Below are 9,006 nucleotides of genomic sequence, written 5' to 3' on the forward strand. Positions count from 1 at the left end.
GCGGGGGGCGCGCGGTGGACGCAGCGGCGGGCGGCCCGCACGCCCCCAGCTGATCGGCCACACCCAGCCGCGCCGCATCGCCGCCAGTTCGGTGGCCACGCGCATCGCCGAGGAGTTGCACACCCCGCTGGGCGAGGTGGTGGGTTACAAAGTGCGCTTCCACGACCGCCTGAGCAAGAACGCCTCGGTCAAGCTGATGACCGATGGCATTTTGCTGGCCGAAACGCAGACCGACCCGCTGCTGCAGGCCTACGACACGCTGATCATCGACGAGGCGCACGAGCGCAGTCTGAACATCGACTTCCTGCTGGGCTACATCAAGCAGATCTTGCCGCGCCGGCCCGATTTGAAGGTGATCGTCACCTCCGCCACCATCGACGCCGACCGTTTTGCGCAGCATTTTGCGTCGAGGCAAGGGCCGGCGCCGGTCATCATGGTCTCGGGCCGCACATTCCCGGTGGAGCAGCGCTACCGCCCGTTCGAGGAGTCGCGCGAGCACGACCTGAACGACGCCATCGCCGACGGGGTGGACGAACTCTGGCGCGGTGGTGCCCATGCCGGCGACATTTTGGTGTTTCTGCCCGGCGAGCGCGAAATCCGCGAGGCCGCCGACCACCTGCGCAAGCACCTGGCCCACGTGCCGGCGCTGCGCAGCGCCGAGGTGCTGCCCTTGTTCGCCCGCCTGAGTGCCGCCGAGCAGGACCAGATTTTCAGGCCGCACGGTCAGCGCCGCATCGTCATCGCCACCAACGTGGCCGAAACCTCGCTGACCGTGCCCGGCATCCGCTACGTGATCGACGCCGGCACCGCGCGCGTCAAGCGTTACAGCCTGCGCAGCAAGGTGGAGCAGTTGCTGGTGGAGCCGATCAGCCAGGCGGCGGCCAACCAGCGCGCCGGCCGTTGCGGCCGGGTGGCCGACGGCATCTGCATCCGCCTGTACGACGAGGCCGATTTCAACGCCCGCCCACGCTTCACCGACCCGGAAATTTTGCGCTCCTCGCTGGCGGCGGTGATTCTGCGCATGAAGTCGCTGCACCTGGGCCACGTGGAGGACTTTCCCTTCCTGGAAGCGCCCAGCCGCCGTGCCATCACCGACGGCTACCAACTGCTGCAGGAACTGGGCGCGGTGGACGAGCTGAACGAGCTGACCGCCCTGGGCGCCGAGCTGGCCAAGTTGCCGCTGGACCCGCGCGTGGGTCGCATGATTCTGGAGGCGCGCAACCGCCATGCCTTGGACGAGGTGCTGGTGATCGCCAGCGCTTTGAGCGTGCAGGACGTGCGCGAGCGCCCGATGGAGGCGCAGGCCCAGGCCGACCAGGCCCACGCCAAGTTCGACGACGAGAAAAGCGAGTTCACCAGCTACCTGAAGCTGTGGCACTGGCTGGAGGCCGCGCGCGGTGGCAAGCCGCCCGCGCCGGCGTTCCAGGCCGCAGCGGTGCCGGGCAGCGGCCGCATCGGCTTTGCCGAGCTGAAGGCCCTGCGCCGCCAGCCCGCTGGGCCATCTCCTTCGGTGCCTGCGGCGCCAGCCGGCCTTGCTGGCGCCACGCACAAGCTCAGCCACCGCCAGTACGAGGCGCTGCTGCGGCAGAACTTCATCAGCGTGCGCCGGGTGCGCGAGTGGCGCGACATCCACAGCCAGCTCCACACCGTGGTGGCCGAGCACGGCTGGCAGCTCAACACCGCCCCGGCCAGCTACGAGCAGTTGCACCTGTCCATGCTGTCGGGGCTGCTGGGCAACATCGGCTGCAAGCACGACACCGAGGACGTGTACCTGGGGGCGCGCGGCATCAAGTTCCACCGCCACCCGGGCGCCCACCTGAGCAAGCGCCCGGGCCGCTGGATCGTCTGCGCCGAACTGGTGGAAACCGCGCGCCTGTTCGGGCGTGGCATTGCCGCCATCGAGCCGCAGTGGCTGGAGCAGGTGGGCGCGCACCTGCTGAAAAAGCAGATGCTGGAGCCACACTGGGAAAAGAAGGCCGCCGAGGTGGTGGCTTACGAGCGCGCCACCCTGTACGGCCTGGTGGTGTACCAGCAGCGCCGCGTGCAGTACGGCAAGGTCGACCCGGCGGGGGCGCGCGAACTGCTGTTGCGCGAGGCCCTGGTGGCCGGCTTGTACGAGGACACCTGGCCCGCCGAGAGCGTGGCGCGCCTGCCCTTCCTGAACGCCAACCGCAAACTCATCCAGAAAGTGGAGGAACTGGAGCACAAATCGCGTCGGCAGGACGTGTTGGTGGACGACGAGCTCATCTACGCCTTCTACGACGCGCAACTGCCGGCCGAGGTGTGCAGCGGCCGCGAACTGGAGCGCTGGTGGCGCGAGGCCTCGCGCACGGCGCCCAAGCTGCTGCACCTGACGCGCGAAGAGCTGATGCGGCACGAGGCGGCGGGCGTCACCAGCAACGCTTTCCCCAAAACCGTGAAGCTGGGTGGGGTGGATTGCGCCGCCAGCTACCTGCACCAGCCGGGCGATGCCAAGGACGGCCTGACCGCCACCGTGCCCTTGTTTGTGCTGAACCAGGTGAGCGAGGACCGGTGCGAATGGCTGGTGCCGGGCATGCTGAAAGACAAAATCCAGGCCCTGCTGAAAAGCCTGCCGCAAAAGCCGCGCGCGCGGCTGGTGCCCCTGCCCGACAGCGCCGACAAACTCGCGGCCACCCTGACCGCCCCAGAACGCTGGGCCCAGGGCGGTTTGACCGACGCCCTGCTCAAAGAGGTGCGGCAGATCACCGGCCTGGACGTCAAACGCACCGATTTCAAGCTGGACATGCTCCAGCCCCACCACTTCATGAACCTGCGGGTGGTGGACGAGCACGGCCGCCAACTCGGGCAGAGCCGCAATTTGCCGGCGCTGAAAGCCGAGTGGGGCGCGAAAGCCCGTGGCGCGTTCCAGGCCTTGGCGAACCTGAAACTGGCCGATCCAGGGGGCGTGATAGGGGGCACGGCAGCACCGACGTCGGTGGCGTCCCAAAGCGGTGCGGCACAGGCCCAAGATGGCGCAGCCACACCAGCGCACCTCAGCCCGTCCAAGGGCGGAGCACCCACGACCCGCACCGGGGCAGGCCCATCGGCGGCTCCGTCGGTGGTGGCCGATGCCACGCAGCGCCACACCACCTGGGCGTTTGGCGACTGGCCCGAGATCATGGAAATCCGCCAGGGCGGGCAAACCTTGATCGGCTTCCCGGCGCTCATCGATGCGGGCGATGCCGTCACCGTGGAAGTGTTCGACGAGCCTGCTTTGGCGGCCAGCAAACACCACGCCGGTCTGCGCCGCCTGTTCGCCTTGCAGATCAAGGACGCGCTCAAGTACCTGGAAAAGAACATCCCCGACCTGCAAAAAATGGCGGTGGCCTACATGGCCCTGGGCACGCAGGAGGCCTTGCGCGAACAGGTCATCGCGGTGGCCATGGACCGGGCCTTCATGCTCGACCCGCTGCCCGCCAACGAGGCCGATTTCAAGCGCCGGCTGGACGAGGGCCGTGGCCGTTTGACGCTGATCTGCAACGAGGTGGCGCGCCTGTGTGGCACCGTGCTGACCGAATACGCCGCCGCGACGCGCAAGCTCAAGGACAGCAAAAACGCTCCCGAGGCCGTGGCCGACGCCTCCCAGCAGTTGCAGCGCCTGGTGGGCAAGCGCTTCCTGGCCGAGACGCCCTGGAGCGCCTTGCAGCACCTGCCGCGCTACCTCAAGGCCATCGTCCTGCGCCTGGACAAGTACCGGGCCGACCCGGCGCGCGACGCCGCCCGCCTGGCCGAGGTGAGGGCACAGGACCAGCGCTATTGGCGCCTGCTGGCCGAACGCAAAGGGGTGCAGGACGAGCGCATGACCGAGCTGCGCTGGTTGCTGGAGGAACTGCGCGTCAGCCTGTTCGCCCAGGAGTTGCGCACACCGCAGCCGGTGAGCGTCAAGCGCTTGGACAAGGTCTGGGCCCAGCTGTCGCACTGAGCCACGGCCCAGGCGGGTGCGGGGAAGCTCGTGGTCCCCGGACTTTCGCCGTCGCCGCGGCTCACAGCCGCGCCAGCCGCTCCAGCGCCGCGCGCAGTGTGTCGTCGCGTTTGGCGAAGCAAAAGCGCACCACACGCTGGTCAAAGCCGTTGCCGTAGAACGCCGACAGCGGGATGGCGGCCACGCCCACCTCGCGCGTCAGCCATTGGCAGAACTCGGCCTCGGGCAGGTCGCGTTCGGGCACGCCCAGCGCGCTGTAATCGACGCACTGGAAGTAGGTGCCTTCGGCCGGCAGCAGGCGGAAGCGGGTCTGGGCCAGCCCGGCGCGGAACAGGTCGCGCTTGGCGGCGTAGAAGGCCGGCAGCGCCAGATAGGGCGCCGTATCGGCCATGTAAGCGGCCAGGCCGTGCTGCATGGGCGTGTTCACGGTGAACACGTTGAACTGGTGCACCTTGCGGAATTCGGCGCTCAAGGGCGCCGGGGCCGCCACATAGCCCACTTTCCAGCCCGTCACGTGGTAGGTCTTGCCGAAGCTGCTGACGATGAAGGCGCGCGCCGCCAGGCCGGGGTAGCGCGCGGCGCTTTCGTGCACCTGTCCGTCGTAGACCATGTGCTCGTAGACCTCGTCGCTGATCAGCACGATCTCGGTCGGGGCCAGCAGGTCCTGCAGGCGCAGCATGTCGGCGCGGGTCCACACCGTGCCGCTCGGGTTGTGCGGGCTGTTGATGACCAGGGCCCGCGTGCGGGGCGTGATCGCAGCGGCGATGCGGTCGAAGTCCGGGCGGAAACTGCCGGGCTCGCCGTCCAGTCCCAGCGGCACGCGCACCGCCACGCCCCCGGCCAGCTCGATGTTGGGCACGTAGCTGTCGTAGCAGGGGTCGAGCACGATGACCTCGTCGCCCGGGTGCACCACGGCCAGCACGGCTGTGAGGATGGCTTGCGTGGCCCCGGCGGTGACGGTGATTTCAGTCGCTGGGTTGTAGGTGTGGCCGTAGAGGGCCTGGATTTTCCGGGCAATCGCCTCGCGCAAGGCCGGCACCCCCGTCATCGGTGGGTACTGGTTGTGGCCGGCGCGCAGGGCGTCGCTCACCGCGTCCACCAGGCGCGGGTCGCCCTCGAAGTCGGGGAAGCCCTGGCCCAGGTTCACGGCCCCGGTCTCGGTGGCCAGCGCCGACATCACGGTGAAGATGGTGGTGCCCACGTGGGGCAGGCGGCTGCGCAGGGCGGGGGTGTGCATGTTCACAGGCTGTAGTCGTGGCCGTTGCCTTGCATGGCCTTGAGGATGAGTTCGCGCGAGAGCCGGTCGCTCAGGAATTCGGCGAAACGCAGCACGAACTGGCGCAGGTAGGCCCCGCGCTTGAAGGCCACGCGAGCCACGTTGTGGCCGAACAGGTGACCGGCCGGACGCGCCACCAGGTCGGGGTTGCGTTCTTCGCCCTGCATCGCCATTTCGGCCACCACGCCCACGCCCATGCCGAGCTTCACGTAGGTCTTGATCACGTCCGAGTCGATGGCTTCGAGCACGATGTTGGGCTTGAGCTGGCGCAGGCCAAAGGCCTGGTCGATGCGCGAGCGCCCGGTGAAGGACGGGTGGTAGGTGATCAGCGGCACCGCGGCCAGGTCGTCCAGGGCGATGCGCTCCTTGTCCAGCAGCGGGTGGCCAAAGGGCAGCACCAGCACGTGCTGCCAGTCGTAGCAGGGCAGGGTGATCAGCTCTTCGTACTGGGTCAGGGTTTCGGTGGCCATGCCGATGTCGGCCACGTCGTCCAGCAGCATCTGCGCGACCTGGGCCGGAGAGCCCTGGTGCAGGCTGACGTTGACCTTGGGGTAGGCCGTACGCAGCTTGGCCACCGGTCCGGGCAGCACGTAGCGCGCCTGGGTATGGGTGGTGGCGATGCTCAGGGTGCCGCTGTCCTGGGCCGAGAACTGTTCACCGATGCGTTTGAGGTTGTTGACCTCGCGCATGATGATCTCGATGCTGCGCAGCACGTGCTGACCGGGTTCGGTCAGCCGCTTGATGCGCTTGCCGTGGCGGGTGAAGACCTCCACCCCCAGTTCGTCTTCCAGCTCGATGATGGCCTTGGACACCCCCGGTTGCGAGGTGTGCAGGGCCTTGGCGGCTTCGGTCAGGTTCAGGTTGCGGCGCACCGCCTCCTGTACGAAACGGAACTGGTGCAGGTTCATGGGGCCGGGTCCTCCAGGGCCAGGTCGGCCAGCAAGGCGGTCAGGCGCGGGTGCTCGCCGGCCGTGGGCAGCAGCGCAAAGCGGGTGTCGGGGTGGCGCTGGTGCAGGGCGTCCATCAGCACGGGCAGGTCCTCGCGCGCGTGCTTGCCCATGCCAAAGAACAGGGGCAGCACCCGGATGTCGCGCGCCCCTTCGGCCACCAGGGCCGCGGCGGCCTCGGGCAGGCTGGGTTCGCACAGTTCGAGGTAGGCGCAGCGTGCCGCCGTCGCCGGGTCACGCCGTTGCACCGCCGCGGCCACGGCTTCCACCGGGGCCCGCCAGAGCGGGTCGCGGGAACCGTGGGCAAACACAATCACAGCACGCATGGGTACCTCAGCGTTTCAAGACCAGCCAGCCGAACGCACCCAGCGAGGCCAGCGAATACAGCATGGACGGCGCCGCCGCCGCCAGCCAAGGCTGCCAGTCGCGCAGGTTGCCGATGTAGCCGAACACGTTGTTCAGCAGGAAGAAGCTGATGCCGATCATCACCCCCGCGAACACGTAGGCCGCCAGGCCGCTGCTGCGGAAGTGCAGGTAGGCAAAGGGCAGGGCCAGCACCACCATCACCAGGCAGCTCAGGGGGTAGAAGACCTTGCGCCAGAACTCGATCTCGTGGCGCTGTGCGGTCTGGTTGTTGGCCTGCAAATGCTGGATGTAGCCGAACAGATCGACCGTGCGCATGCGCTCGGGTTTGAGCAGGGCCACCGAAACCATGTCGACGCTCAGGCCCGTGGGCCAGGACAGGGTCGGCAGGGTGTCGGACGTGGCGGTGACCTGTTGTTCGGCGTTCACCTCAAAGCGGCGCCGCTGCACCTCGCTGAGCAGCCATTCGCCGCTGTCCGGGGCGATCACTCCACGCTGGGCGCTCAGGGTGGCGCGGATGCGCCCGTCCGCGCCGAAGGCGAAGATGCGGATGCCTTCGAGCGCGCCGGTGGCGTCCATGGCGCGCACGTTCACCGAATATTGCGTGTCTTCCTGCCGTTCCTTGAGCCAGGCGCCGGTCTGGCCCACACTGATGCGACCCTGGTACTGGGCCTTGAGCAGTTGCCCGGTGCGGTCGGCCCAGGGAGCGAGGTAGTCGCCGATGGCGAAGGTCAGGGCCACGAAAAACAGGCCCAGCCCGAGCAGGGTGCGCAAGGCCCGCCAGGGCCCCAGCCCGCTGGTGCGCAGGATGGTGTATTCCGAGCCCTGCGCCAGCCGCACCAGGGCGTAGACCGCGCCGATCAGCACCGCGATCGGCAGCAGTTCGTACACCCGGCTGGGCAGCAGCAGCCCCACGTACAGCAGGGCCTGCGGCAGGCCATAGACCCGGCTCGGGTCCAGCACCGAGGCCTTGCCCAGGGCCGGCAGTTCGTCCACGAAGTCGAAAAACAGGAACAGCGCCAGGAAGGCCAGCAGCACAAAGCCGACGGCCACCAGGATTTCACCGTAAATGAGGCGCCGCAAGGTCTTCATGCCGCGCCTCCGGCCGGTGCGCGGCGCGGCCACCAGCGGAACTGGTGCTGGCGCTGCGCCAGCCACAGCAGCGACGCGACCAACACACTGCCGTGCAGGCCCAGCATGAAGGGCCCCAGGCCGACCAGGCCGGTGGCCACCCAGTTCTGCCCCAGGTTGAGCAGGTTGTAATACACCACGAAGGCCAGCAGCATGAACACCAGGTTGCCGCTCTTGCCCGCGCGCGGGTTGCCGGCCGACACCGCCAGGGCCAGCACCACGAAGTTCAGCGCCGTCAGCCCCATGCCCAGGCGCCAGCCCAGTTCGCCCAAGTGGGCGGGGTGGGGCGTTTCGATCAGCGTCCAGGTCGGCAGCGATTTGAGTCCGCCCCCGCTGGCCGCGGCCGCCTTTTCGGCGCCGATCTGGATACCGTAGCGCTCGAATTCGCTCACCTTCAGCCCGTCGCCCGCTCCGCCAGCGGGCTGCTCCAGCCGCTGTCCATGCTCCAGCATGAGGTACTGCACCCCCTGGATCGATTCGACCCGGCCCGAGCGCGCCGAGGTGATGCTTTCGCTGCCGTCGCGTTCCACGCTGGAGATGAAGACGTTGCGGCCTTCCGCACCCTGGGCGGTGTCCTTGTCGATGAAAAACACGCGCCGGCCGTTGGACGACTCCTGGAACTGGCCGGGCGCGACCCGTTCCAGATCGCCGCGGCGCTCGTAGCGGTCGCGCAGGTCGTCGGTCTGTGCGTTCGCCCAGGGCCAGACGAACAGCACCATCAGCATGATCACCAGCAGGATCGGCCAGGCAAAGCGGAACACCGGCCGCAGGAAGGCCGTCAGGCCCTGGCCGCTGGAGAACCAGATCACCATCTCGCTGTCGCGGTACATGCGCGACAGGGTGGACACCACCGCGATGAACAGCGCCAGCGTCAGCACCGTGGGCAGGCGGCCGAGCACGGTGTAGGTCAGCACCAGCAGGATTTCTTCGGGGTTGACGCTGCCCTTGTTGGCCAGACCCAGCGTGCGGATCAGCAGCATCGTGATCACGATGGTGAACAGCACCACCAGGGTGGCGCCGAAACTGCGGGCCAGTTCGCGCCGGAGCGAGGAATGGAATAACATCGTTTGAAACAGCAACAGCCGACATTATGGACTTCGAACTCAAATCCCTGACCCCGCACCAGACCGCTTCCACCGTGGCCGACGCCCTGCTGCTGCTGTGGCCCGACACCGCCGACCAGGCCGCGCCGGCGCTGGACGATCCGCTGACCGTTTGGGCGCGTGGGGCCGTGGCCGATGGTGACCTGGCCGCCGGTGCCGGGCAGTGCCTGGCGGCGCACCGTTTGCCGGGGATCAAGCCGCGCCGCGTGGTGCTGGCGCGCTGCGGCGACGGTTCGCCCGCCC

The 9,006-nt window shown here is 68.3% G+C and carries 6 protein-coding genes and 1 pseudogene; 2 read left to right on the plus strand and 5 right to left on the minus strand.

Annotated elements, in window-relative coordinates; genetic code table 11:
- On the plus strand, positions 1–3,943 hold a 3,943-nt coding region (hrpA, locus tag CON77_RS13795; RefSeq protein ID WP_101050065.1), incomplete at its 5' end, for an ATP-dependent RNA helicase HrpA.
- A 61-nt stretch (positions 3,944–4,004) separates the two neighbouring features.
- On the opposite strand, the gene CON77_RS13800 is transcribed toward hrpA, so the two are convergent.
- From CON77_RS13800 to lptF, 5 genes are read right to left on the minus strand one after another with little or no spacing between them, the layout of a single operon-like run.
- Complete coding sequence (locus CON77_RS13800) at positions 4,005–5,180, minus strand: pyridoxal phosphate-dependent aminotransferase (RefSeq protein ID WP_101050067.1); 1,176 nt, start codon at positions 5,178–5,180, stop codon at positions 4,005–4,007.
- A gap of 2 nt (positions 5,181–5,182) precedes the next feature.
- Entirely contained in the window at positions 5,183–6,127 is a 945-nt protein-coding gene (locus tag CON77_RS13805; RefSeq protein ID WP_101050069.1) for a CysB family HTH-type transcriptional regulator, read from the minus strand.
- A complete protein-coding gene (locus tag CON77_RS13810; RefSeq protein WP_101050071.1) occupies positions 6,124–6,492 on the minus strand; it encodes a sirohydrochlorin chelatase in 369 nt (122 codons plus the stop codon). Before CON77_RS13810 ends, CON77_RS13805 begins: the two co-directional genes overlap by 4 nt.
- Positions 6,493–6,499: 7 nt before the next feature.
- Positions 6,500–7,621, minus strand: a complete 1,122-nt coding sequence (gene lptG / locus CON77_RS13815; RefSeq protein ID WP_101050075.1) for an LPS export ABC transporter permease LptG — start codon at positions 7,619–7,621, stop codon at positions 6,500–6,502.
- Complete coding sequence (gene lptF, locus CON77_RS13820) at positions 7,618–8,724, minus strand: LPS export ABC transporter permease LptF (protein ID WP_101050073.1); 1,107 nt, start codon at positions 8,722–8,724, stop codon at positions 7,618–7,620. The genes lptG and lptF overlap by 4 nt, the downstream gene beginning before the upstream one ends.
- A gap of 26 nt (positions 8,725–8,750) precedes the next feature.
- Here lptF and CON77_RS13825 point away from each other — a divergent pair.
- Positions 8,751–9,006, plus strand: a pseudogene (locus tag CON77_RS13825) (leucyl aminopeptidase); the annotation flags it as partial.

This window comes from Macromonas nakdongensis (assembly GCF_002837145.1).
Lineage (GTDB): Bacteria > Pseudomonadota > Gammaproteobacteria > Burkholderiales > Burkholderiaceae_C > Macromonas_B > Macromonas_B nakdongensis.

Excerpts from the sequence above, each read along its gene's own strand:
- CON77_RS13800 (WP_101050067.1), bottom strand. The coding sequence starts at position 5,180 with ATGCACACCCCCGCCCTGCGCAGCCGCCTGCCCCACGTGGGCACCACC.
- CON77_RS13805 (WP_101050069.1), bottom strand. The coding sequence starts at position 6,127 with ATGAACCTGCACCAGTTCCGTTTCGTACAGGAGGCGGTGCGCCGCAAC.
- CON77_RS13810 (WP_101050071.1), bottom strand. The coding sequence starts at position 6,492 with ATGCGTGCTGTGATTGTGTTTGCCCACGGTTCCCGCGACCCGCTCTGG.
- lptG (WP_101050075.1), bottom strand. The coding sequence starts at position 7,621 with ATGAAGACCTTGCGGCGCCTCATTTACGGTGAAATCCTGGTGGCCGTC.
- lptF (WP_101050073.1), bottom strand. The coding sequence starts at position 8,724 with ATGTTATTCCATTCCTCGCTCCGGCGCGAACTGGCCCGCAGTTTCGGC.